This window comes from Uliginosibacterium sp. H1, assembly GCF_036017065.1.
Lineage (GTDB): Bacteria > Pseudomonadota > Gammaproteobacteria > Burkholderiales > Rhodocyclaceae > Uliginosibacterium.
Map to the genome: position 1 here is coordinate 713,163 of NZ_JAYXHR010000002.1, position 23,873 is coordinate 737,035.

The following is a 23,873-nucleotide window of genomic DNA, read 5'->3' on the forward strand; positions in this document are numbered from 1 at the left end:
CTCGTGTCCGACGGGCCGCCCTTGTAGGAATGCTCCTATTCGGTGACCTGTCCGGCATCACCTGGCGGCCGTGGTGTCGAATCGGTCACGACCACGGGCGCACAGGGCGGGGGTGTGCGAAAAAGATGCGCACGGCCCTTGCCACGGCTACTGTTCATTCATACAGTTCGCGCGCCGACGGTGGTGCCCGCCATGCCCGCAGTTGCCACCGAACCTCCTGACGTTGCCCCATCCATCGCAAGGCCTTGCTTCCGTCCATGTCCGCTCCGCCGCCCGGTGATACGCCGGCCTACCTCAGCCGTCTCAACGACGACCAGCGCGCCGCCGTGCTGCATGGCGACGCGCCGCTGCTGGTGATCGCCGGCGCCGGTACCGGCAAGACCAACACGCTGGCCCACCGCGTGGCGCACCTGATCGCGCAGGGCGCGGACCCGCAGGCCATCCTGCTGCTCACCTTTTCGCGCCGCGCCGCCTTCGAGATGAGCCGCCGCGTGGAGCGCATCGTCGCCAGCCTCGACGGCCCGGCGTCGAACCTCGCCCGCGCGGCCCTGCAGTGGGCTGGCACGTTCCATGGCATCGGTGCGCGCCTGCTGCGCGAGTACGCCTCGCAGCTCGGCCTGAGTCCGTCGTTCACGATCCACGACCGCGAGGACTCGGCCGATCTCATGAACCTGGTGCGCCACGATCTCGGCCAGTCGAGCAAGGACAAGCGCTTTCCGACCAGGCAGACCTGCATGTCGATCTACTCGCAGGTCATCAACACCGGCGTGCCGCTGGGCGAGTTGCTGCCGGACGTGTGGCCCTGGTGCGCGGAATGGGAGGACGAGTTGCGCACCCTCTTCAGCCGCTACGTCGAGGCCAAGCAGCAACAGGCGGTGCTGGATTACGACGACCTGCTGCTGTACTGGGCGCAGATGCTCACCGAGCCCTCGCTCGCGGCCAGCGTCGGCGGGCGCTTCCGTTACGTGCTGGTGGACGAGTACCAGGACACCAACAGGCTGCAGGGCAGCATCCTGCAGGCGCTGAAACCGGACGGGCGTGGGCTCACCGTGGTGGGCGACGATGCGCAATCCATCTATTCCTTCCGCGGCGCGACGGTGCGCAACATCCTGGAGTTCCCGCAGCAGTTCGAGCCACCGGCGCGCGTCGTCACCCTGGCGCGCAACTACCGCTCCACGCCGGACATCCTCGCCGCATCGAACGCCGTCATCGGCCTTGCCGAAGAGCGTTTCGAAAAAGACCTGTGGACCGACAAGGCCGCCAAGGGCAAGCCGCTGCTGGTGACCGTGCGCGACGAGGCTGAGCAGGCGCGTTACGTCGTGGAGCAGGTGCTGGAGCAGCGCGAGGCCGGCACCATCCTCAAGAAGCAGGCGGTGCTGTTCCGCGCCGCCACGCACAGCGCGCAGCTGGAGGTCGAGCTCACCCGCCGCAATGTGCCCTTCGTGAAGTTCGGTGGCCTCAAGTTCCTCGAGGCTTCGCACATCAAGGACCTGCTGGCCGTGCTGCGCTGGATCGAAAACCCGCGCGACCGCGTCGCCGGCTTCCGCGTACTGCACCTGATTGCCGGCATCGGCCCGAAGACCGCGGGCAAGGTACTGGACGTCGCCGGCACGGCCGAACATCCCGCCGCAGCGCTGGCGGCCTTCGTGCCGCCGGCGCAGGCGCGCGCGGAGTGGGAGCTGTTCGTCGCCCTGGTGGCACAGCTGCGCACGCCGCAATCCGCTTGGCCCAGCGAGTTCGAACGCGTGCGCCAGTGGTACGAACCGCAGATGGCGCGCAAGCACGAGGACGCCGACATCCGTGCCGGCGACCTGCTGCAGATGGAACGCATTGCTGCCACCTACCCGACGCGCGAGCGCTTCCTGTCCGAGCTGACACTAGACCCGCCGGACGCCACCAGCGACGAATCCGGCGTGCCGCTGCGCGACGAGGACTACATGATCCTGTCCACCATCCACTCCGCGAAGGGCCAGGAGTGGGACGTGGTGTTCCTGCTCAACGCGGTGGACGGCTGCATCCCGTCCGACATGGCCACCGGCAGCAGCGCCGAGATCGAGGAAGAGCGCCGCCTGCTGTACGTCGCGATGACCCGCGCGCGCGACGCGCTGCACGTCATGACGCCGCAGCGCTTCTACGTCACCCAGCAATCGGCGCAGGGCGACCGGCATCTGTACGCTAACTGCACCCGCTTCATCCCCGCCAGCCTGCTGCCGCTGTTCCAGCCGCACGCCTGGCCGGTGGCGAAGCCGCCGGACCTCAACACGCCGGCCGTGCCGCCGCCGCAGGCGGTCATCGATCTGGCAGCGCGCATGCGGGCGATGTGGAAGTAGAAGATCTTGCGAAAGGGCAATCCGGTTTCACGCTTGATGTGTTGGGCTTCGCTGCGCTCAACCCAACCTACCGCCTTCTGCGCGGCGCCTCGCTGTGGACGTAGGTTGGGTTGAGCGAAGCGAAGCCCAACATCACACGCTCACAACCACGCTCTCCCTCCATGGCATGAACAACGCCGCACCCCCAACCCCATGCGCACCCTCGTCGGCACCGCCTCCTGGACCGACCCCACGCTGATCGCCTGCCAGCGTTTCTACCCGCGCGGCACCCACAGCGCGGAGGACCGTCTGCGCTACTACGCCAGCCAGTTCCCGCTGGTGGAGGTGGATGCCAGCTACTACAGCCTGCCCAGCCCGGCTAACGCGCAGCTGTGGGTGGCGCGCACGCCGGCGGATTTCACCTTCAACGTGAAAGCCTTCGGCCTGTTCACCGGCCATCCCGTCGAAGCGAAACGACTGCCGCGTGACCTGCTGTCGGCATGGCGGCCGGCGCAGGCGAAGGTGTTCTACCGCGACGTGCCGGGCGAGCTGCGCGACGAGCTGTGGCGGCGCTGGCATCTGGCGCTGCAGCCGCTGCGCGACGCCGGCAAGCTGGGGGCCGTGCTGTGCCAGTACCCGCCCTGGGTGACGGCGGATCGCAACGGCCACCTGTGGGTGCATCACGGCGCGGCGCACATGTGTGGCGACACAATGGCGGTGGAGTTCCGCCACCGCAGCTGGTTCGACGGCGCGCAGGCGGACAGCACGCTCGCCTTCCTGCGCGAACGCCAGCTCGTGCACGTGATCGCCGACGAGCCGCAGGGCTTCGACAACAGCGTGCCGCAGGTGTGGGAGGTGACGCATCCGCGCCTCGCCATGTTGCGCATGCATGGGCGCAACACGGCCACCTGGAATCACAGCGGCCCGGCTTCGTCGGGGCGTTTCGTCTACCAGTATTCGGCCGCCGAACTGGAAGACCTGGCGCGCAAGGTGCAGCGCCTGCGCGACCGCACCGGCCTGATGCACGTGGTGGTCAACACCAACCACGAGGACGACGGCCAGCGCAACGCGCGCCACCTCATCCCGCTGCTCGCTGGCGGTGCATGAAGAACGGGCATGACGAAAGTCACTGTCGTCACCCCTTACAGTCCGCGGGCCGGTTGCTGAAGCCGCGCGCGGCCGTGCCGGCTGTTACGTGGCCGGCGTAACGCTGGCGCGATTCCTGCACGCCCCCTTCCGTTCAATGATCAGGGCCCGGCACCCGCGCACGCTGCGCGGGCGGCCTGCGGCCCGCTAACGGAGAGTGCTTCATGTCGATCATCCGCAAGACTTCGCTGGCGGTCACCGCCGCCCTGTTCGCCACCGCCCTGCAGGCCGCGCCGGTGAGTTACGACTTCACGCTGCAGGTCGACCAGATCGGCGACCAGCTGCCGGTGTTCGGCATCAGCGCCCTGCCAGCCGGCCCCTTCACCGGCAGCTTCAGCTTCGACAACACCGGCCTTTCCGCTGGCGTGTTCACCAACCTCACGCTCTCTGCCTTCAGCGTGACGGTCGGCAACTTCAGCTGGGGGCTGGAGGACGTGACGGCGGCACAGGTGCGCGCGGATGCCGGCGGCGCGCTAGACCGCGTGGCCATCTACACGGAAGACGGCCTCAACATCTTCCGCATGAGTTTCGGCTACTACACGAACACCAGCTGGTTCGCGCTCGACAACACGAACCTCCAGGGCTGTGGCTGGCAGGGCGACCCCGCGCTGGACATGTACGGTGCCTGCGTCGGCGGTTCGGCCAACGCCTACACGCTTGCCCGCGCCGACGATCCCGTCCAGGTGCCGTTGCCGTCCAGCCTGTTGCTGGCGGGTCTTGGCCTGGGCGTCAGTGCGTTGGTGCGCGTGTGCCGCAAAACCTGAACGCCCGAAACGAATGCGGCCGCCCTTGGGCGGTCGCATTTTCACTTGCGTTGTTCTGGCGGATCAGGCGCTGGCAGCCTGATCTACGCGCCAAGGCCGTTACTTTCGAGCACTAGCCCCCGCGATAGCGTTACTCGGATCAGAGGTGTTCATTGCGGGGGCTTGCATTGCGGCAGTCAAACTCCAGCGGGGAGAATCGCGAGAATAGCCACAGACCCGCGTAGCCAAAGCTTGCCGAAAAGACGGTGATAGCCGTGGCAAAAATCATTGAAATGCCGACGCCGGCAAGCAGGCCAGCAATACCGATGATGGGCTCGCCTTCGAAATGCACGGTACTGGCACCGAACATTGCGAATACCCCCATCAGCAGTCCGAACGGAATCAATGAGCAGTAGGCGGAAATCGCGGTGAGTCTTACCCAGCTACGATGGGTCGGCAGTTTGTGCTGCAGCACGACGAAGCCCTCCTGATCTAAGCGCTGGCCGTCTGATCGATACGCCAGGCACCACCACCCTCCAGCACCAGCTCGCGCTCATGGAAGCCGCGCAGCGTGCTGCGGTGGCCCACGCTGACCAGCGTGGCCTGCGGCAGGGCCTCGCGCAGCAGCGCGTACATGGCGTGCTCCAGGCCTTCGTCCATGGCGCTGCTGGACTCATCGAGGAACAGCACGGCGGGGTTGGCCAGCAGCGCGCGGCCGATGGCCAGGCGTTGTTGCTCGCCCAGCGACAGGATGCGCGTCCAGTCGGCTTCCTCATCCAGCTTGGCCACCAGGTGGCCCAGTTGCACGCGGCGCAGCGCCTCGGCGGCGGCGTCTGCGCCGCCACTCACGGCTGGCGCGGTGGCCGGGTAGTAGAGCGCGGTACGCAGCGTGCCGAGTGGCAGGTAGGGCTTTTGCGGCAGGAACAGGGCGCGCTCGCCCTGCGGGCGCACCACCTCGCCGTCGGCGAAGGGCCACAGGCCGGCCATGGTGCGCAGCAGGGTGGTCTTGCCGCTGCCGGACGCGCCACGGATCAGCAGCGAGTCGCCGGGTTCCAGCGTCAGGTCCAGGCCGTTCAGCAGCACCTGCTGCGCCGGCGTGCGCACGGTGAGGCCGCGTACTGCCACGCGGTCGCCTTCGCCGTGCGCGGCGAGCGACGGTAGCGCCTCGGCGTGGTCCAGCACGTCCATAAAGCCGGACAGGCGGGTCAGCACCGCGCGGTAGTTGGCGAAGTCGTCGTAGGACGTGCGGAAGAAGGACAGCGCGTCCTGCACCTCGCCGAAGGCCTGCGAGGTCTGCATCAGGTCGCCCAGGGTGATCTCCTTGGAGAACAGGCGCGGCGCCTGGATGATCATCGGGAACACCACCGCCAGCTGGCTGACGCCGAGGTTGAAGCCCTGCAGCTTCAGTGACCGGAACAGCATGTCCCACATGTTGCGGATGACATTGGCGAAGCGGCCGGTGAGCGTCACGCGCTCCACCTTCTCGCCACGGAAGAAGGCGATGCTTTCGCCGTATTCGCGCAGGCGGATCAGCGCGTAGCGGAAGTCGGCGTTGAAGCGCTCGTTGAGGAAGTTCAGGCGGATCAGCGGGCGGCCCAGCCACACCGCGAACACCGTGGCGACGATGACGTAGATGTAGGCCACGAAGATCATCGCGCGCGGCACCTCGATGCCGAACAGCGCCAGCGCGCCGGACAGGCCCCACAGGATCAGCGTGAACTCCACCAGCGACACGACGGCGCCCAGCATGCCGAGCGACAGCGTCAGGGTGCTGTCGGCGAACTGCTGCACGTCCTGCTGGATACGCTGGTCCGGGTTGTCGATCTGCTCCGGCAGGTACTGGCTGCGGTGGTAGGTCTGGTGCGCCAGCCAGCGCTCCATCAGCGCGTGGGTCAGCGATTCGCGCCAGTGGATCAGCAGGCCTTCGCGCACGTAGGCGGTGAACAGCGCGCGCGCCACGTGCACCGTCGCCAGCACGCCGAACACCCCCATCATGAACCAGAAGGCATTCGCGTCCAGCTTCTGCATGGCCGCGTAGGCGCCGTTGTACCAGAACGAGAACAGCACGTTCATGCGTACCGAGAACAGGGTCAGCAGCACCAGCAAGGCCAGCACCGCCATCGGCCGCCAGTTGCGGCGCGGGTCGAAGTAGGGCCAGGCGATGCGCCTGACCTGTCGTCCCCACTGCGTGGCTCTCGCCAGCCACAGCACGATCACCGTCAGCCCGATGCAGCTGAGTACGAAAGCCTTGGCCAGCCAGATCGCGCTGGCCAGCAGTTCGTGATTCCAGTCCATGTGGATGTCCGCTTGTTGCCGGCCGGCGCCAGCACTGCCGGCAAGCCTAGCCGATAAGCTGCGGAGGCGGGCGCGGACACATGTAAGCGGATGTGGGTTCCGTGCCGGATGGCGTCAGCCGCTGCGACGCTTTCGGGCCCGGGTGGCGGGTGCCGGCGCTGCGCCGTCTGCGCCGGTCGCCAGCAACCGCTGCGGCCCCGGCCCGTGTGCGGCCAGCTGGTCGCCGGGGTTGCGCAGCCGGCACTGCTCGATGGACAGGCAGCCGCAGCCGATGCAGTCGTCCAGCGAGTCGCGCAACTGCACCAACTGGGCGATGCGGGCATCCAGGTCGTCACGCCAGGCGGCGGACAGGCGCGCCCAGTCCTCGCGCGTCGGGGTGCGCCGCTCCGGCAAGGTGTCCAGCGCAGCGGCGATCTCGGCCAGCGGCACGCCGACCCGTTGCGCCACGCGGATGAAGGACACCCGTCGCAGCACGTCGCGCGCGTAGCGGCGCTGGTTGCCGGCGCTGCGCGCGCTGCGGATCAGGCCTTTCGATTCGTAGAAGTGCAGGGCCGACACCGCCACGCCGGCACGCGCCGCCACCTCGCCGACGCTCAGCAGCACGCTGAAGCCCGGAGCCGTGGTCGCAGTCGTACTCGTACTCGTAGCCCGGGCCCTGCCGGAGCCGGGCGCCTTGCCAGCGATGCGGGTGGCTTCCGCTTTTGGTGAGGGGCGACGCGTGGCCATGGCAGAGCCTCCTGCACAAAGTGCTTGATCTCAACTTAACTTGAGCTTTTACGCTGCGCCACGGGAATCATCAACCGGGGAGTGGACATGGGTATCGCGGCAGAGATCAAGGATTCATCCGCAAGGGCAACGCGCGTCGCGTTGATCTACGGCAGCACGCGCGAGGGGCGCTTCTGCGACAAGGTCATGGCGTGGTTGCGCCAGCAACTGGTCGATCAGGTCGACCTGCAACTCGACCTGATCGACCCGGCCGGTCTTGTACAGGCCAGCGGCAAGGTGGCGGAGCACAAGGCGCTGGCGGCCATGAGCCGACGACTGGCCGCGGCGCAGGGTTTCATCGTCGTCGTGCCGGAATACAACCACGGCTACCCGGCACCGCTGAAGGCCTTCATCGACAGCTTCGGCACCGAGTGGCAGGGCAAGCCGGTGGGCTTCGTGTCCTATGGCGGTGCGTCCGGCGGGCTGCGTGCGGTGGAACAGTTGCGCCAGGTCTTCATCGAGCTGCATGCGGTGAACCTGCAGGCCAGCGTCAGCTTCGCGAATGCCGCCGAGCAGTTCGATATCGATGGCACGCCCTGGAGCAGCGAACGCGCCGGCCGTGCGCTGGGCGCGCTGCTGGCGCAGCTGCGCTGGTGGGCACAGGCGCTGCAGCAGGCCGGCGCACAACGGCCGTATCCGGGCCGGCGCGCGACGCGTCAGATCGTCGTACCGCCCGCACCGGCGCCTGCTGTCGAAGCGCAGCCGGTGGTGCTGGTGAACCACTTCAAGCCCAAGCCCGGCAAGCTCGACGAATTCGTTGCCCTGCAGGATGCCGCGGCTACCTTGGCGCGCGAGATTCCCGGCTGGCGCGGCAGCCGGTTGCTGCGCGACGAAGAGAGCGGCAGCGCGGTGCTGATCAGCAGCTTCGACGACGCGGACGCGCATCGCGAATGGATGGCCACCAGCGTCGCCTTCGCGCAACATCGCGACAAGGTGCGTGCGCTCATCGACAGCAGTGAGCCGCGCTTCTTCGAGCAGGTGTACGAGCGCACGCCGACGCTGCCCTGAAACGGCTGACAGAAGACGCTGGCCTCGTTGCGACCGCTTGCCGTGCTGCCTGTACTGTCTGCGCGGTTACGCCTGGCCAGCACCGTTCCGCGTCGCTCCACGGCATTCTGTCAGCCGGCCTGCGCCGCCCTGAATACGTCCAGCTGCGCCTGGAACGCACGCTGGTACGCGGGGCGGGCGGTGGCGCGGGCGACGTAGGCGAGGAGATCCGGATACTCGTCCAGCACCGGCGAGCCTTCGATCCGGCGCAGCACGGTGACCATCATCAGGTCGGCCGCACTGAATCCGCCCTCCAGCCATTCGGCCTCGCGCAGGCGTGGCAGGAGCACGTCGAGCTTCGACCGGATGCGCTCGGCGAGCACGACGAGGCGCTCCTCGTACCACGGCTTGTCGCGGTCAAGGTAGGGCGCCATCTCCAGCTCGACGATGGCCGGCTCGACGGTATTGAGCGCTGCGAACAACCATGCGATCGCCCTGGCTCGCGCATGTTCGCCTTCCGGCAGCAGGCCGGGGTGATGCCCGGCGATGTGCAGGATGATCGCGCCGGATTCGAACAGCACGAGGTCGCCCTCCTCGTAGGTCGGGATCTGGCCGAAGGGATGACGCGCCAGATGGGCCGGCTGCTTCATCTCGTCGAAGTCCACCAGCCGCACGTCATAGGCCACTCCGGCCTCTTCCAGCGCCCAGCGCACGCGCATGTCGCGGCCATGTCCGCCGCCACCGTCCGGAGAATTCCTGAAAGCCGTGATCGTGGGTCGCATGGGAAACCTGTCCGTAGTCAGTGGGAAATGGCGGAAGACGGGCCGGGCCGGACGCTCTCCGCCGGTTGTCGATCAAGCATGCCACCGCGGGTCGAACGACAGGGCATTCTTGTCTGCATGAAGCCGGGGAAGGCATTCACGCATTCACGATGTGCCTTCGCCGGAGCGGGTCAGACCGCGCCGAGTACTACGGCCATGGTCCGCTGGATGAGCGTGAGCGTCGCCTGCTGGGTTGGCGTCGCCGGCCGCAGCGCGCTGGTGGCGATGTGCAGCGGGATGGTCAGCAGCGTGCCGTCGGCCAGGGCAATGGGCCGCTGGCGATAGGCCGAGGGACGGATCGAGCGGGCGACGGCGTGGCGCGACAGCACCGCGTAGCCGGCGTCGTCGGCCACCAGGTCGAGGATGGCGGGGATGCCGTCGATCTCCAGCGCGATCTGCGGCTGGCAGCCGATGGCCGCCATCTCGGATTCCACCAGCATGCGGATGGCATTGGGGCGGCTGGGGATCACCAGCGGCATCGTCGCCACCTCGGCCAGCGTGACCGGCGGCGGCGGCGGGTCTTCCTGCAGGCCGGGCGGGCGAGGCTCCACCAGCATCAGCTGCTCGGCCGCCAGCGGGGCGATCTCCAGCCCGTCGACCGGCGCGGCCTTGTACAGCACCGCGATGTCCAGGTGGCCGTTGAGGAGGCTGCCCTGCATCGCCACCGACAGGCCTTCGCTGATCGCCAGCCGTGCCTCGGGCAACTGTTCGCGGAAGGCGCGGGTCAATGGCACGGTGAGCACCCGCGCCACGCTGGGCGGCAGGCCCAGCGCGACCCGGCCGGCGAGGCCGCCGCGCATGCGGGCGAGGTCGTCGCGGGCACGCGCCACCTGGTGCAGGATGCCGCGGCCATGCTCCAGCAGCAGCTTGCCGGCCTCGGTGGGGGTGGCGCCGCGGCCGTTGCGCACCAGCAGGGTCTGGCGCAGCTCCACCTCCAGCAGGCGCACCTGCCGGCTCAGCGCCGGCTGGGCGATGTCCAGCGCCTGGGCGGCGCGGGTGAAGCTGCCCAGCTCGGCGACGCGGACGAAGTACTCCAGTTGTTTCAGATCCATGCTCGAAGTCGCAATATGACCGCTCGATACGGACATTTGACTGCATTTTGCACGCCGCCCGGTCGGCGTGCTTCAAACGCTCGTATAAGGTGTTTCCCGTATAACGTAGCTTCAGTTATAGCATTTTGTTCTAGCAGCTAGTCGATCCGCCAGCTTTCTGTGGAGCGGGCAGGCTCGCACAATGCGGCCACATCGACGCCTGCCCGATGACCCGGAATCACCCGGATGTCATAACGCAGGCGTAGCCCGACGGAGCTGCCGACACGTGCGTCCCACCTCACAAACCGCGATTCCCTGCCTGTTCATGCGTGGCGGCACGTCGCGGGGGCCGTTCTTCGACGCGGCGGACCTGCCGGCCGACAGCGATGCACGCGACCTCGTGCTGCTGGCGGTGATGGGCTCGCCGGACAAGCGCCAGATCGACGGACTCGGCGGTGCGCATCCGCTGACCAGCAAGGTCGGCATCGTCAGCCGCGGCAGCCAGCCCGGCGTCGACCTCGACTTCCTGTTCGCGCAACTGCAGCCGGATTCCGACAAGGTCGACACCACGCCCAACTGCGGCAACATGCTGGCCGCCGTCGTGCCCTTCGCGCTGGAAACCGGCCTGGTCGATCCGCAGGGCAGGGGTGAAGACGCCGCAAGCACCTTCCGCGTGCTGACGCTGAACACCGGCATGCAGTGCGACATCACCGTGCAGACGCCGGGCGGGCTGGTGAGCTACGAAGGCGGCGCGCGCATCGACGGCGCCCCCGGCAGCTCGGCACCGATCACCATCAACTTCCTGGACACTGCAGGCTCGGTGGCCGGCAGCCTGTTGCCGACCGGCAAGCTGCGCGAGCACATCGACGGCGTGGAAGTGACCTGCATCGACAACGGCATGCCGCTGGTGATCTTCCAGGCCGCCGACGTGGGCCGCAGCGGTTACGAAAGCGTCGAGGCACTGAACGCCGATACCGAGCTGAAGGCGCGCATCGAGCGCCTGCGCATCGCCGCCGGCCACGCGATGGGGCTGGGCGACGTCACCACGAAGAACTACCCGAAGATGACGCTGATCGCGCCACCGCGCGCCGGCGGTGCGCTGAGCACCCGCAGCTTCATCCCGCACGTCTGCCACGACGCCATCGGCGTGCTGGCCGCCGTCACCGTCGCCACCGCCTGCAAGCTGCCCGGCACCGTTGCCGATGGCATTGCGCAGATGCCGGCCGGCAACCCGGTGACGGTGTCGGTGGAACACCCCACCGGCGAATTCAGCGTCGAGCTGGAGACCGATCCCGCCGACCCGCAACGCGTCACCCGCGCCGCCCTGCTGCGCACCGCCCGCCTGCTGATGCGCGGCGAGGCCATGGTGCCGCGTGGGGTGTGGGCAGGGAAGGAGGGGGCGTGATGCTGCTCTCCGCCCTCTCGCACCGTCGCTCCTGCGCAGGCAGGAGCCCAGCGTCGTTCCACGTCGGCAAAGCAAAGACGCTGGATTCCTGCACGGTCCCCGAGCTCGTCGAGGGGCGCAGGAATGACGGAGACGGCATTTGCCGTCTCAACTCCTCGTCCTTCGATCCTCGTCTCTTGGGCCTTCGACCATGATCATCGACTGCCACGGCCACTACACCACCGCGCCCAAGGCGCTGGAAGACTGGCGCAACCGCCAGATCGCCGGCATCAAGGACCCGGCGCAGATGCCCCGCGTGTCCGAGCTGAAGATCAGCGACGACGAACTGCGCGAGTCCATCGAGGCCAACCAGCTGCGCCTGATGCGCGAACGCGGCTCGGACCTGACCATCTTCTCGCCACGCGCATCGTTCATGGCGCATCACATCGGCGACCTGCAGGTGTCGACCACCTGGGCGGCGATCTGCAACGAGCTGTGCCACCGCGTCGCGCAACTCTTCCCGGACCACTTCATCGGTGCAGCGATGCTGCCGCAGTCGCCCGGCGTGGCGCCGGAGACCTGCATCCCGGAGCTGGAGCGCTGCGTGAAGGAATACGGCTTCGTCGCCATCAACCTCAACCCGGACCCCTCCGGCGGCCACTGGAATTCGCCGCCGCTGACGGACCGCCACTGGTACCCCATCTACGAAAAGATGGTCGAGCACGACATTCCGGCGATGGTGCATGTCAGCACCAGCTGCAACGCCTGCTTCCACACCACCGGCGCGCACTACATCAACGCCGACACCACGGCCTTCATGCAGTGCCTGACCGGCGACCTGTTCAAGGACTTCCCGACGCTGCGCTTCGTCATCCCGCACGGCGGCGGCGCGGTGCCCTACCACTGGGGCCGCTACCGTGGTTTGGCGCAGGAGCTGAAGAAGCCGCTGCTGCGTGACCACCTGCTGAACAACATCTTCTTCGACACCTGCGTGTACCACCAGCCGGGCATCGACCTGCTGACGAAGGTGATCCCAGTCGACAACATCCTGTTCGCCAGCGAGATGATCGGCGCGGTGCGCGGCATCGACCCGGAGACCGGCCACTACTACGACGATACGAAGCGCTACGTGGATGCCGCCAGCATCCAGCCGGAAGCGCGCTACAAGATCTATGAAGGCAACGCCCGCCGCGTGTATCCCCGCCTGGATGCCGCGCTGAAGGCGCGTGGCCGCTGAGGAGTCGTGCCCACCATGAACGCCACCTTTAACAACCTCGCCGTCGGACAGCTCGGCGTCGTCAAGCGCAACATCGTGCGCGCCGATGCGGCCGCGGTCGAGAAGCTGTCGCGCTTCGGCGTGTCCACCATCCACGAGGCGCTGGGTCGCACCGGCCTGATGAAGCCCTACATGCGGCCCATCTACAGCGGTGCGAAGTTCTGCGGCACGGCAGTCACCGTGCTGCTGCAGCCGGGTGACAACTGGATGCTGCACGTCGCCGCCGAGCAGTTGCAGCCCGGCGACGTGGCAGTGGCGGCCTGCACCACCGACAACGCCGACGGCTTCTTCGGCGATCTGCTCGCCACCTCCTTCCAGGCGCGCGGTGCGCGTGGCCTCGTCATCGATGGCGGCGTACGCGATGTCGACACGCTGCAGGAGATGGGCTTCCCGGTGTTCAGCAAGGCCATCCATGCCAAGGGCTGCATCAAGGCGACCCTGGGCTCGGTGAATGTCCCCATCGTCTGCGCCGGTGCGCTGGTCCATCCTGGAGACGTGGTGATCGCGGATACCGACGGTGTCGTCGTCGTGCCCGCCGCGCAGGCGCAGCAGGTGGCGGATGCCGCTGAAGCCCGCGAGAACCTCGAAGGCGAGAAGCGCGCCAAGTTCGCCGCCGGTGTGCTGGGGCTGGACCTCTACAAGATGCGTGAAGGGCTGGAAAAAGCCGGCCTCAGGTACGTGGACTGAGACCTCGACCGAGAACGACGCAAAGCGCGACCGAACTGCATGACTGACGCCATGAGCACCGAGACCTTCACCAAGACCCCCGGCTGGCTGGACTGGTACGCCGGCCCGAGCAAGCCCGCCTTCGTGCCCCCGCCCGGCGCGGTGGACGCCCACTGCCACGTGTTCGGCCCGGGCGACGCTTTCCCCTTCGCGCCGGAGCGAAAGTACACGCCCTGCGACGCATCGAAGGACCAGCTCTTCGCGCTGCGTGACCACCTGGGCTTCGCCCGCAACGTCATCGTGCAGGCGACCTGCCACGGCGCCGACAACCGCGCGATGGTGGATGCCTGTCTCGCCTCGGGCGGCAAGGCACGCGGCGTCGCCACCGTCCGCCGCAGCATCACCGACGAGGAACTGCAGCAACTGCACGCGGCCGGTGTGCGCGGCGTGCGCTTCAATTTCGTCAAGCGGCTGGTGGACTTCACGCCGCGCGACGAGCTGATGGAAATCGCCGGCCGCATCGGCAAGCTGGGCTGGCACGTCGTCATCTACTTCGAAGCGGTGGACCTGCCCGAGCTGTGGGACTTCTTCACCGCGCTGCCGACGACGGTGGTGGTCGATCACATGGGTCGGCCGGACGTGAGCAAGCCCATCGATGGTCCGGAGTTCGCGCTGTTCCAGCGCTTCATGCGCGAACACGCCAACGTGTGGAGCAAGGTGAGCTGCCCCGAGCGCCTGTCGGTGTCCGGCCCGCGCGCGCTGGACGGCGAGCGCCATCCCTATCGCGATGTCATCCCCTTCGCCCGCGCCATCGTCGAGGAGTTTCCCGACCGCGTGCTGTGGGGCACCGACTGGCCGCACCCCAACCTCAAGGACCACATGCCGGACGACGGCCTGCTGGTGGATTTCATTCCGCATATCGCGGTGACGGCCGAGCTGCAGCGCAAGCTGCTGGTGGACAACCCGATGCGGCTGTACTGGCCGGAGGAGGTGAAGTGATGGGCGTTGCAGCATCAAGCCGTACTGATGTTGGGCTTCGCGTTGCTCAACCCAACCTACCCCTTCCTGTCGAGCCTCACGGTCCGTCGGTAGGTTGGGTTGAGCGCAGCGAAGCCCAACAGCGCACCACGGCAAACAGCATGGAGGCTCACTGATGCCCCTCGACAAACCCTACAAGGACATTCCCGGCACGACCATCTTCGATGCGGAGCAGTCGCGCCTGGGCTACTGGCTCAACCAGTTCTGCATGTCGCTGATGAGTGCGGAGAACCGCGCGCGCTTCAAGGCCGACGAGCGCGCCTACCTCGACGAGTGGGCGATGACGGAAGAGCAGAAGCAGGCGGTGCTGGCGCGCGACCTCAATCGCTGCATCGCCGCCGGCGGCAACATCTACTTCCTCGCCAAGATCGGCGCCACCGATGGCAAGAGCTTCCAGCAGATGGCGGGCAGCATGACCGGCATGAGCGAGGAGGCGTACCGCGCCATGATGGTCGGCGGCGGTCGTCCCATCGAGGGCAACCGCTACCAGTCGGAGTGGGATGCCAGGCAGGACGCACGCCCCGCTGCCGAAGCAAAGAAGGAGACGAAGTAATGGCCCGTATCACCGCCAGCGTCTACACCTCCCACGTGCCGGCCATCGGTGCGGCGATGGATCTGGGCAAGACGCAGGAAGCCTACTGGCAACCGCTGTTCGCCGGTTACGAGTACAGCCGACAGTGGCTGCGCGACAACACGCCGGACGTGGTCTTCCTGGTCTACAACGACCACGCCAACGCCTTCAGCCTGGACTTCATTCCCACCTTCGCGCTCGGTACCGCGGCGCATTACGAGGTGGCAGACGAAGGCTGGGGCCCGCGTCCGGTGCCACCTGCCGAAGGGCACGCGGAACTGGCCGCGCACATCGCGCAGAGCGTCATCCAGGAGGACTTCGACCTCACCCTGGTGAACCGCATGCCGATCGACCACGGCTTCACCGTGCCGCTGTCGCTGATGTGCGGCGAGGTGCCGCCCACCGGGCAATGGCCGTTCAAGGTGATCCCGCTGGCGGTGAACGTCGTGCAGTACCCGGTGCCCTCCGGCCGTCGCTGCTTCCAGCTCGGGCAGGCGATCCGTCGCGCAGTGGCGTCCTTCGACGAAGACCTGAACGTGCACATCTGGGGCACCGGGGGGATGACCCACCAGCTGCAGGGGCCGCGTGCCGGTCTCATCAACCGCGACTGGGACAACCGCTTCCTCGACCGCCTGATCGCCGAGCCGGCGCAGCTCGCGCAGATGCCGCACATCGACTACGTGCGCGAAGCCGGCAGCGAAGGCATCGAGCTGGTGATGTGGCTGATCGCGCGTGGCGCGATGGCGGACGTGGCCGGTGGCCCGGCGCCGGTGCAGAAGCACCGCTTCTATCACGTGCCGGCGTCGAACACGGCGGTGGGCCACCTGATCCTGGAGGAAGCGTGAGGCATTCGCTCACTTCCCGTCATTCCCGCGCTCTTCGACAAGCTCAGGGAACGGACAGGAACCCGGCGACTTCGAATTCTGAAACGGCAACGACACTGGATTCCCGCTCGAGCGCAGCTCGGTTCGCCCCGAGCACGTCGAGGGGCGCGGGAATGACGGTGCGGAGGACATGAAGTGAGCAAACCCATCAAGGTCGCCCTGGCCGGTGCCGGCGCATTCGGCATCAAGCACCTGGACGCGCTGCGTCTCATCGACGGCGTGGAAGTCGTGTCGCTGGTTTCGCGCGAGCTGGACAAGACCCGCGAGGTCGCGGCCAAGTACAGCATCCCGCATGTCACGACCGATCTCGCCGACAGCCTCGCGCTGCCGGACGTCGACGCGGTGATCCTGTGCACGCCCACCCAGATGCACGCCGGTCAGGCCATGCAGTGCCTGCGCGCGGGCAAGCATGTGCAGGTAGAGATTCCGCTGGCCGATTCGCTGCGCGACGCGGAGCAGGTCGTCGCGCTGCAACGCGAGACGGGGCTGGTGGCGATGTGCGGCCACACCCGCCGCTTCAACCCCAGCCACCAGTGGGTACGCCGCAAGATCGTCGCCGGCGAGTTCGCCATCCAGCAGATGGATGTGCAGACCTACTTCTTCCGCCGCAGCAACATGAACGCGCTGGGCCAGCCGCGCAGCTGGACCGACCACCTGCTGTGGCACCACGCTGCGCACACGGTGGACCTTTTCGCCTACCAGGCGCGCAGCCCCATCGTGCAGGCCAACGCCCTGCAGGGGCCGATCCATCCGGTGCTGGGCATCGCCATGGACATGAGCATCCAGCTGCGTGCAGCCAACGGCGCGATCTGCACGCTGTCGCTGTCCTTCAACAACGACGGCCCGCTGGGCACCTTCTTCCGCTACATCGGCGACAGCGGCACCTACATCGCGCGCTACGACGACCTGGTGAACGGCAAGGAAGAGAAGATCGACGTGTCCGGCGTGGACGTGTCGATGAACGGCATCGAGCTGCAGGACCGCGAGTTCATCGCCGCCATCCGCGAGGGGCGCGAGCCCAACGGCAGCGTGGCCCAGGTGCTGCCCTGCTACGAGGTGCTGCACCGGCTGGAAATGCAGCTCGCCCAGCAGGGCTAGCGCAAGACCGCGGCCGACAACAAAAGACAAGAAAGAGGAGACAAGGACTTGATCCACGATCCACGGGAGCTGGCGGTGGAGCGCCGGCTCCGCCTGCTGTGCGACATCAGCGCGGCCATCGGCGGCGCGGTGCTCGTCGCCATTGCCGGCATCACGGTGGTCAGTGTCATCGGCCGCGCCTTCTTCTCGCACCCCATCCTCGGCGACATCGAGCTGGTGCAGCTCGGCACGGCGGTGGTGGTGGCGTCCTTCCTGCCCTACACCCAGCAGCACCGCGCCAACATCATGGTGGACTTCTTCACCCACGGCACCTCGCGTCGCACGCAGCGGCACATGGACCGGCTGGGCGTGCTGCTCTACACCGTCGTCATGGCGCTCATCGTGTGGCGGGTGGCGGCCGGCGCGGTGGCGATGAAGGCGGCCGGCGAGCGCTCCATGCTGATGGACCTGCCGCTGTGGTGGCCCTACGTGCTGATGCTGCCCGGCCTCGCGCTGTGCGTGGTGATCGGCGCCTGGCAGACCTACCGCTTCGGCCGTCCCGGCCACGGCGAGGACGGCAAGCCGGCACAGCCCGCCGCCGAAGGAGAGCCGGCATGAGCGGCATGACCATCGGCCTCCTGATGTTCGCCTTCATGCTGGTGCTGATGGCGATCCGCATCCCCATCGCCATCGCCATGTTCGTACCCGGCGCGCTGGGCTACGTCATCCTCTCCGGCTGGCTGCCGATGATCGCTCACCTGAAAGGCGCCGTGTATGGCCGCGTGTCGGTGTACGACCTGTCGGTGATTCCGCTGTTCATGCTGATGGGCGCCTTCGCGGTGCAGGGCGGCCTGTCCAAGGCGCTGTTCGATTTCGCCAACGCGCTGCTCGGCCGCTTCCGTGGTGGCATGGCGATGGCCGGCGTGCTGGCCTGCGCGGCCTTCGGCTCGATTTCCGGCAGCACCGTGGCCACCACCGCGACGATCGCCCAGGTGGCCTACCCGGAGATGCGCCGCATCGGCTACAGCGGGCGTCTCGCCACCGCCGCGCTGGCCACCGGCGGCACCATGGGCGTGCTGTTGCCGCCGTCGGTGACGCTGATGGTCTACGCCATCCTCACCGAGCAGAACATCACCAAGATGTTCCTCGCCGCCTACGTGCCGGCGCTGCTGGCCGCCATCGGCTACCTGCTGGCGATCGCCATCATCGTGCGCGTGCGGCCGGAACAGGCGCCCCCGGCGCAGGTCGTGCCGGCCGGCGAGGTGGTGTCGGCGGCGGGCCGCGTGTGGCCCATCCTCGCCATCTTCTTCACCGTGTTCGGCGGCATCTACGGTGGGTTCTTTACCGCCACCGAAGGCGCGGCCATCGGCACCTTCCTCACCTTCGGCATCACCCTGCTGCGTGGTGACATGAACCGCGAACGCTTCGTCGCCGCGGTGCGCAGCTCGGCGCAGACCAGCGGCATGATCTTCATGATCTTCCTGGGTGCCGACATGATCAACGCGGCGCTCGCGCTGTCGCAGCTGCCGGCACAACTTGCCGACGTGGTGGCCCACCTGCAGATCGAGCCGGTGGTGGTGATGGCCGGCATCATGATCTTCTACATCGCGCTGGGCTGCGTGATGGACGAGATGTCGATGATCCTGCTCACCGTGCCCACGCTGTTCCCGGTCATCATGGGCATGGACTTCATGGGCCTGGGCGGCGCCGACAAGGCGCTGTGGTTCGGCATCCTGATCCTCACCGTGTGCGAGATCGGCATGATCTTCCCGCCGGTGGGGCTCAACGTCTACATCATGAACGGGCTGGCCAAGGATGTGCCGATGGCCGAGACCTACAAGGGCGTCATTCCCTTCCTGGCGACCGACGCCATCCGCCTTTCCCTGCTGATCGCCTTCCCGGCCTTGTCGCTGTGGCTGGTGCATCGGCTCGCCTGAGGCCACAACAGAATGGTTCTGACGTCGTTGCATCTCCTTGCCGTACGACTTGTACTGTCTGCGTCGATGCGCCTAGTCACTCATTCTCCAGCTGCGGCTGCGCTCCATTCTGTTGTGACCTCTTTCTTCTCCACCACCGTTCCACACCCGCCTCACCGAGGAGACATGCCATGAACAAGCCCCTTCGCATCACCCTGGCGGCCGCCGGCCTCGCACTGTCCTCGCTGGCGGTGCAGGCCCAGGAGGTCACGCTGAAGGTGCACCACTTCCTGCCGGCCAGCTCCTATGCCCAGACCATGGTCATCCAGCCCTGGTGCGACAAGGTGGCTGCCGACTCCAACAACCGCATCAAGTGCCAGATCTTTCCGTCCATGCAGCTCGGCGGCACGCCGCCGCAGCTCATCGAGCAGGTGCGCGACGGGGTTGCCGATGTCATCTGGACGCTGCCCGGCTACACCGCTGGCCGCTTCCCCTCGCTGGAGGCCTTCGAGCTGCCCTTCATGATGCAGAACCCGGAGGCCACCAGCAAAGCACTGTGGGACTACACGCAGCAGTACAGCGCGAACGAGATCAAGGACTTCAAGCCGATCGCCTTCCACGTGCACGGCGACGGCGTGTTCCACATGACCAGCAAGCCGGTGAAGACCATGGCCGACCTGCGTGGCCTCAAGCTGCGCGCGCCGACGCGCATGACCAACAAGTTCATCGCCATGCTGGGTGGCACGCCGGTGAGCATGCCGGTGCCGCAAGTGGGTGACGCGCTGTCCAAGGGCGTCATCGACGGCGCGGTGGTGCCGTATGAAGTGGTGCCCTCGGTGAAGATCCAGGAACTGGTGAAGTTCCACTCCGAGACCGACCCCGCCGAGCCGGCGTTCTACACCTCCACCTTCGTGCTGGCGATGAACCGCGCCAAATACGACAGCCTGCCCGCCGACCTCAAGAAGGTGATCGACGCCAACAGTGGCCAGGCCGTGTCCGCCGCCGCCGGCCGCGCCTTCATGCAGGCCGACATCGAAGGCAAGAAGCTGACGACCAAGAACACCCACAACGTCATTCCGGCGAGCGAGCTGGCCGGCTGGAAGAAGATCGGCGACAAGCTGGCCGCCGACTGGGTGGCCGAGATGAGCGGCAAGGGCGCCAACGGCCAGCAGATGCTGGACGGTGCGAAGTCGCTGATCGCGAAGTACGTGGCGCAGCGCTGAGCCGGACTCACCGTCGGTCTCGTCTGCTTCGCAAGGACATTGAGTTCCGGCTTGTGAACTGTACGGTCCGGCCTATTTCGTCGGACCGTATTCCAGAGCTTCGTCGTTCCCGCGGAAGCGGGAACCCAGTGACTTTCGACAGGCTGTTAACGACGCTGGATTCCCGCTTTGCGAGCTTCCGGCAATCGCCGGAATGCCTGCGAAACCCACTACGCGGGAATGACGAGACTCTTGCCAAGAGATGACTTACTCCACCGCCATGCCGACACCTACGCGCACCATCGCCGGCCGCCAGGTCTTTCCCATCGGCCTCGGCTGCATGAACCTCAGCCACGCCTACGGCCCGCCCCTTCCGGAGGCCGATGCGCAGCGGCTCTTGCTGCGCGCGCTGGATCTCGGCGTGGACTTCTTCGACACCGCCGCGCTGTACGGCTTCGGCGCCAGCGAGGAACTGGTGGGGCGCACGCTGTCTTCGCAGCGCAGCCGCTTCCTGCTGGCCAGCAAGTGCGGCATGCAGGGCATCGAGGGCAAGCGCGTCATCGACGGTCGCGCCGCCACCCTCAAGGCGACCTGCGAGGACAGCCTGCGCCGGCTGCGTACCGACCACATCGACCTGTACTACCTGCACCGCTGGGACAAGGCGGTGCCCATCGAGGAAAGCATGGGCGCGCTGGCCGACCTGGTGCGCGAGGGCAAGATCGGCGCCATCGGCCTGTCCGAGGTATCGGCCGCCACCCTGCGTCGCGCCCATGCGGTGCATCCCGTCGCCGCGCTGCAGTCCGAGTACTCGCTGTGGACCCGCAACCCCGAGCTGGGCGCGCTCGCGGCGTGTCGCGAACTGGGCGTGGCCTTCGTCGCCTTCAGCCCGGTCGCGCGCGGCTATCTCGGCGGCGTGCTGCGCGACGTGTCCACGTTCGATGCCAAGGACATCCGCCGGTCGATGCCGCGCTTCGAATCGGCCAACTACGCCGCCAACCTGCGTCTGCTGGACGAGGCGCGGGCCATGGCCGACGAGGCTGGCTGCACGCTGGCGCAACTGGCACTGGCCTGGCTGCTGGCACAGGGCGAGGACGTGATTCCGATTCCCGGCACCACGCGCATCGACCACCTGGAGCAGAACCTTGGCGCTGCACGCGTCGCACTCAGCTCGACGCTGGTGGGCTGCCTGACTGCGCTGTTCGCGCCGGCGCGCATCGCCGGGACGCGCTACAACGAGGCGACACAGGCCGAGATCGACAGCGAAGAGTACTGAGAAGGCGCATCAGGATGGCTCTGGCGTTGTTGCATCTCCTTGCCGTACTACTTGTACTGTCACCGTCGATGCGCCTGGCCAGATCCATCCTGTTACGCCTTCCAGGCCGGACAGGTTTCACCGCATTGCGCGTCTTCGCCGGCGCCTGAAGGACGCATCATGAGCATCACGAAATCGACCGACTCATCGACGATGATTCCCACCCGCACCCAGGTCGCCATCATCGGCGCCGGCCCCGCCGGGCTGCTGCTGGGACAGCTGCTGTACAAGGCCGGCATCGATGCGGTGATCATCGAACGCCAGAGTGGTGACTACGTGCTGGGCCGCATCCGCGCCGGCGTCATCGAGCAGACCACCGCCGATGCGCTGGATGCCGCCGGCGTCGGTGCGCGCATGCATGCCGAAGGCCTGCCGCACGACGGCGTGGAGTTGTGCGTGGATGGCCAGCGCCACCGTATCGACCTCGCTGCGCTGACCGGTGGCAAGCACGTCACCGTCTACGGCCAGACCGAAGTGACCCGCGATCTCATGGAGGCGCGCGCGACCGAAGGCCTGCTCACGGTGTATGAAGCGCAGGGCGTCAGCGTGCATGACTTAGGCGCAGGGACTTCCACCGGCTCGCAGCCGCGGGTGCGCTTCACCCGCGATGGCGTCGCCCACGAGATCGCCTGCGACTACATCGCCGGTTGCGACGGCTTCCACGGCGTGTGTCGCGCCAGCGTGCCGGCCGGTGCGCTGCGCACCTTCGAGAAGGTCTACCCCTTCGGCTGGCTGGGCCTGCTGGCCGACGTGCCACCGGTGTCGGACGAGCTCATCTACGTGCGCAGCCCGCGTGGCTTCGCGCTGTGCAGCATGCGGTCGAAGACGCGCAGCCGCTACTACCTGCAGTGCTCGCTGGACCACAAGGTGGAGCAGTGGAGCGACGCCGCCTTCTGGGAGGAGCTGCGCCTGCGCCTCGACCCGCAGGCCTGCGACGAACTGGTGACCGGCCCGTCCATCGAGAAGAGCATCGCGCCGCTGCGCAGCTTCGTCACCGAGCCGATGCGCTTCGGCCGCCTGTTCCTCGCCGGCGACGCCGCCCACATCGTGCCGCCCACCGGCGCCAAGGGCCTCAACCTCGCCGCCGCCGACGTGACCTATCTCGCCGCTGCGCTGGCCGACCACTACAACGGCCGCGACGACGAAGGCCTGGCGCGCTATTCCGAGCGGGCGCTGGCGCGCGTGTGGAAGGCGGAGCGCTTCTCCTGGTGGTTCACCTCGCTGATGCACCGCTTCCCCGACAACGCCGGCTTCGGCGACCGCATGCAGGAAGCCGAGCTGGCCTACCTGTTCGGCTCGCAGGCGGCGCAGACCGCACTGGCGGAGAACTACGTCGGGCTGCCGATGGTGTTGCATTGAGGTGATGCGGCGAGTGCAACTTGGGGACGTTGTATGGGAGTTGTCGTTGGGCTTCGCTGCGCTCAACCCAACCTACGTCCACAGCGAGGGCCACGCAGGAGGGGGCAGGTTGGGTTGAGCGAAGCGAAGCCCAGCACGCAGTCTTGCCATCCGGACGGAGGACTCCGCGACGCATCGACGGACAGCGCCTTTCCCCTTGCGGTCATCTGCAGAGGCTTGCTGCAACGCCCACTGGCGGCCCTGCGGCGTCCGCCTATACTCGCGGAATGGACCAACCAGTACATCCGCGTCGACGCGCCCCGGCAAAGACCGCGACGAAGACTCCGAAGGCCGCTGCGGCGGGGACGCGCAGCAAGGCCGCGCTGCCGCGCACCAACGACCCCGAGCGCACGATGGCGGAGATCCTCGCCGTCGCCACGCAGGAGTTCGCTGCCAAGGGCCTGTCCGGCGCGCGCATCGATGCGATCGCGGACGCCACGCGCACCAGCAAGCGGATGATCTACTACTACTTCGGCAGCAAGGAGGGCCTGTACCTGGCCGTGCTGGAGGAGTCCTACCGCAGCGTGCGCCTGACTGAGGGCGAGCTGCACCTCGCCGACCTGGCGCCGGAGGACGCGCTGGCGCGGCTGGTCGGCTTCACCTTCGACCACCACTGGAACAGCCAGGACTACATCCGCATCGTCATGTCCGAGAACATGCAGCGCGGCGAGTACCTGGCCCAGAGCAAGATCATCCAGAAGCTCAACGTGCCCGCCATCAACGCCATCCGCGAGCTGTACGAACGTGGCGTCGCGCAAGGCCTGTTCCGGCCGGGGCTGGACCCGATCGACATCCATGCGTCGATCTCCGCGCTGTGCTTCTTCAACGTCTCCAACCAGTACACCTTCGACCTCATCTTCAAGCGTGATGGCCGTACGCCCAGGGCGCTGAAACAGCGTCGCGCCAACATCGTCGAGATGATCCTGCGCTACGTGCGCCGGTAACGCGCAAGGCCGCCGACAACGACAGACCACGGGCTGCTGCCGGGCGGAGGCAGGGGCTCGTCTCGCGCTGCCTGACCGCAGGCGGAATCTGCTGCGGTGCAGATGCGG

At 67.3% G+C, this 23,873-nt stretch carries 22 protein-coding genes; 17 read left to right on the forward strand and 5 right to left on the reverse strand.

Annotation, left to right across the window (positions count from 1 at the left end):
- Positions 1-257 precede the first annotated feature (257 nt).
- The 3 genes from VVD47_RS12920 to VVD47_RS12930 all read left to right on the forward strand — a co-directional run bounded on the left by VVD47_RS12920 (position 258) and on the right by VVD47_RS12930 (position 4,219).
- Positions 258-2,330 carry an ATP-dependent helicase gene (locus VVD47_RS12920; protein WP_327603882.1) on the forward strand — a complete coding sequence of 691 codons (2,073 nt, stop codon included), beginning with the start codon at positions 258-260 and terminating at the stop codon, positions 2,328-2,330.
- Positions 2,331-2,522: 192 nt separating this feature from the next.
- Positions 2,523-3,416, forward strand: coding sequence for a DUF72 domain-containing protein (locus tag VVD47_RS12925; protein WP_327603883.1), 894 nt, complete (start codon positions 2,523-2,525; stop codon positions 3,414-3,416).
- A gap of 203 nt (positions 3,417-3,619) precedes the next feature.
- Positions 3,620-4,219: a PEP-CTERM sorting domain-containing protein gene (locus VVD47_RS12930; protein ID WP_327603884.1), complete on the forward strand. Its 600-nt coding sequence runs from the start codon at positions 3,620-3,622 to the stop codon at positions 4,217-4,219.
- A gap of 139 nt (positions 4,220-4,358) precedes the next feature.
- Here the strand turns inward: VVD47_RS12930 and VVD47_RS12935 are convergent, their stop codons facing one another.
- The 3 genes from VVD47_RS12935 to soxR form a co-directional block, all read right to left on the reverse strand.
- The gene (locus tag VVD47_RS12935; RefSeq protein ID WP_327603885.1) at positions 4,359-4,673 is read right to left on the reverse strand and encodes a hypothetical protein; all 315 of its coding nucleotides are present in this window, start codon (positions 4,671-4,673) and stop codon (positions 4,359-4,361) included.
- Positions 4,674-4,690: 17 nt separating this feature from the next.
- Positions 4,691-6,493 (reverse strand): ABC transporter ATP-binding protein/permease, encoded by a 1,803-nt coding sequence (locus tag VVD47_RS12940; protein ID WP_327603886.1) that lies wholly within the window; start codon positions 6,491-6,493, stop codon positions 4,691-4,693.
- A 114-nt stretch (positions 6,494-6,607) separates the two neighbouring features.
- Positions 6,608-7,219 carry a redox-sensitive transcriptional activator SoxR gene (gene soxR, locus VVD47_RS12945; RefSeq protein WP_327603887.1) on the reverse strand — a complete coding sequence of 204 codons (612 nt, stop codon included), beginning with the start codon at positions 7,217-7,219 and terminating at the stop codon, positions 6,608-6,610.
- 87 nt (positions 7,220-7,306) lie between these two features.
- On the opposite strand from soxR, the gene VVD47_RS12950 reads away from it, so the two are divergent.
- Positions 7,307-8,266 (forward strand): NAD(P)H-dependent oxidoreductase, encoded by a 960-nt coding sequence (locus VVD47_RS12950; RefSeq protein WP_327603888.1) that lies wholly within the window; start codon positions 7,307-7,309, stop codon positions 8,264-8,266.
- Between the two features lie 110 nt (positions 8,267-8,376).
- On the opposite strand, the gene VVD47_RS12955 is transcribed toward VVD47_RS12950, so the two are convergent.
- Together VVD47_RS12955 and VVD47_RS12960 are read right to left on the reverse strand one after the other, a co-directional pair.
- Complete coding sequence (locus VVD47_RS12955; protein WP_327603889.1) at positions 8,377-9,027, reverse strand: glutathione S-transferase family protein; 651 nt, start codon at positions 9,025-9,027, stop codon at positions 8,377-8,379.
- Between the two features lie 170 nt (positions 9,028-9,197).
- Positions 9,198-10,118 carry a LysR substrate-binding domain-containing protein gene (locus VVD47_RS12960; protein WP_327603890.1) on the reverse strand — a complete coding sequence of 307 codons (921 nt, stop codon included), beginning with the start codon at positions 10,116-10,118 and terminating at the stop codon, positions 9,198-9,200.
- 265 nt (positions 10,119-10,383) lie between these two features.
- On the opposite strand from VVD47_RS12960, the gene VVD47_RS12965 reads away from it, so the two are divergent.
- The 13 genes from VVD47_RS12965 (at position 10,384) to VVD47_RS13025 (ending at position 23,765) form a co-directional block, all read left to right on the forward strand.
- The gene (locus tag VVD47_RS12965; protein ID WP_327603891.1) at positions 10,384-11,502 is read left to right on the forward strand and encodes a 4-oxalomesaconate tautomerase; all 1,119 of its coding nucleotides are present in this window, start codon (positions 10,384-10,386) and stop codon (positions 11,500-11,502) included.
- A gap of 190 nt (positions 11,503-11,692) precedes the next feature.
- Positions 11,693-12,718 (forward strand): amidohydrolase family protein, encoded by a 1,026-nt coding sequence (locus tag VVD47_RS12970; RefSeq protein ID WP_327603892.1) that lies wholly within the window; start codon positions 11,693-11,695, stop codon positions 12,716-12,718.
- A 15-nt stretch (positions 12,719-12,733) separates the two neighbouring features.
- A complete protein-coding gene (gene ligK / locus VVD47_RS12975; RefSeq protein WP_327603893.1) occupies positions 12,734-13,444 on the forward strand; it encodes a 4-carboxy-4-hydroxy-2-oxoadipate aldolase/oxaloacetate decarboxylase in 711 nt (236 codons plus the stop codon).
- A gap of 51 nt (positions 13,445-13,495) precedes the next feature.
- Positions 13,496-14,422 (forward strand): amidohydrolase family protein, encoded by a 927-nt coding sequence (locus tag VVD47_RS12980; protein WP_327603894.1) that lies wholly within the window; start codon positions 13,496-13,498, stop codon positions 14,420-14,422.
- Between the two features lie 154 nt (positions 14,423-14,576).
- Positions 14,577-15,014, forward strand: a complete 438-nt coding sequence (gene ligA, locus VVD47_RS12985; RefSeq protein ID WP_327603895.1) for a protocatechuate 4,5-dioxygenase subunit alpha — start codon at positions 14,577-14,579, stop codon at positions 15,012-15,014.
- Positions 15,014-15,877, forward strand: coding sequence for a class III extradiol dioxygenase subunit beta (locus VVD47_RS12990; protein WP_327603896.1), 864 nt, complete (start codon positions 15,014-15,016; stop codon positions 15,875-15,877). The genes ligA and VVD47_RS12990 overlap by 1 nt, the downstream gene beginning before the upstream one ends.
- Positions 15,878-16,051: 174 nt before the next feature.
- Positions 16,052-17,014: a Gfo/Idh/MocA family oxidoreductase gene (locus VVD47_RS12995; RefSeq protein ID WP_327603897.1), complete on the forward strand. Its 963-nt coding sequence runs from the start codon at positions 16,052-16,054 to the stop codon at positions 17,012-17,014.
- A gap of 48 nt (positions 17,015-17,062) precedes the next feature.
- Complete coding sequence (locus VVD47_RS13000) at positions 17,063-17,611, forward strand: TRAP transporter small permease (protein ID WP_327603898.1); 549 nt, start codon at positions 17,063-17,065, stop codon at positions 17,609-17,611.
- Positions 17,608-18,930 carry a TRAP transporter large permease gene (locus VVD47_RS13005; protein ID WP_327603899.1) on the forward strand — a complete coding sequence of 441 codons (1,323 nt, stop codon included), beginning with the start codon at positions 17,608-17,610 and terminating at the stop codon, positions 18,928-18,930. Before VVD47_RS13000 ends, VVD47_RS13005 begins: the two co-directional genes overlap by 4 nt.
- 170 nt (positions 18,931-19,100) lie before the next feature.
- Complete coding sequence (locus VVD47_RS13010) at positions 19,101-20,132, forward strand: TRAP transporter substrate-binding protein (RefSeq protein ID WP_327603900.1); 1,032 nt, start codon at positions 19,101-19,103, stop codon at positions 20,130-20,132.
- A 241-nt stretch (positions 20,133-20,373) separates the two neighbouring features.
- Positions 20,374-21,384, forward strand: a complete 1,011-nt coding sequence (locus VVD47_RS13015) for an aldo/keto reductase (RefSeq protein ID WP_327603901.1) — start codon at positions 20,374-20,376, stop codon at positions 21,382-21,384.
- 159 nt (positions 21,385-21,543) lie between these two features.
- Positions 21,544-22,782 (forward strand): 4-hydroxybenzoate 3-monooxygenase, encoded by a 1,239-nt coding sequence (pobA, locus tag VVD47_RS13020; protein WP_327603902.1) that lies wholly within the window; start codon positions 21,544-21,546, stop codon positions 22,780-22,782.
- A 266-nt stretch (positions 22,783-23,048) separates the two neighbouring features.
- Complete coding sequence (locus VVD47_RS13025; RefSeq protein WP_327603903.1) at positions 23,049-23,765, forward strand: TetR/AcrR family transcriptional regulator; 717 nt, start codon at positions 23,049-23,051, stop codon at positions 23,763-23,765.
- Positions 23,766-23,873 lie beyond the last annotated feature (108 nt).